At 32.7% G+C, this 767-nt stretch carries 1 protein-coding gene; it reads right to left on the bottom strand.

Features of this window, described 5'->3' with window-relative positions:
- Positions 1 to 295: 295 nt before the first annotated feature.
- Positions 296 to 767, bottom strand: a 472-nt coding sequence (locus MMG82_RS21390) for a hypothetical protein (RefSeq protein ID WP_241407419.1), incomplete at its 5' end; no start/stop codon positions are given.

Here is a 767-nt window from a genome sequence, read left to right as displayed (position 1 = left end):
GTCCTATCAATGCTCCCTATTCATACATGATTTAATTTAAATTAACCTCAAAGGATCTTAATGTTATGATTTTAATTGCATTTAATCATCTGCTTAAATAATCATGGTATGATTTGTCATTTATTGAAATCAACATTACGAGCAACAACTTCAGATTGGTTAACTGCTCATTTTAAAGTATTGATTATGATTCGAAGGCACCTTTTAATTTATCTAAGTAAAAGGCACCTAGTTAATGCGAGGATTAAAGCGTTGAAGTGGCTAAATATCGATGACAAAGATATTTTGTGATAGGTTAATTTTGAATTAAGTTAGTTAGCATTTTCAATGCTTCATTTTCTCCATCACTTAGACTTACTTTTGTATCGCATCGTGGATCTGTTTTTTGTAGTGCTTTGATCATTTCACGAGTTAATGGTATTGGGGCACAACCATGATTTTTTTCGCAAATTAGGTCCCATTTATTTTCTGCTTTGGAATGACATTCAAAACAATTACCACCAAATCGGTTAGTTACGTCTTTGAATCCTCTCGTTAGGACAGTTGTTCCATTTTTTGATACATTTAAATCAAAAAATTCCCAATCATTAGTTTCTTTATTTGTCCCTTTAGCTCTTTTAATCATAATCTCTGTCGGTACTAGTTGAATGACTGTTCCTTCTGGATACTCTCCACCAGATATGCTATTTGCAATTACAAGCGTTTTCTGTAGAGCCTCTTTACCAAGATAGTTATCAACGTAGAAATCCCTAACTCCACTTAAATCC

Source organism: Shewanella sp. MM_2022_3 (genome assembly GCF_022557375.1).
GTDB lineage: Bacteria > Pseudomonadota > Gammaproteobacteria > Enterobacterales > Shewanellaceae > Shewanella > Shewanella xiamenensis.
Note: the sequence above shows the minus strand (reverse complement) of the source record. Positions and strands in the feature narration are given on the sequence as shown.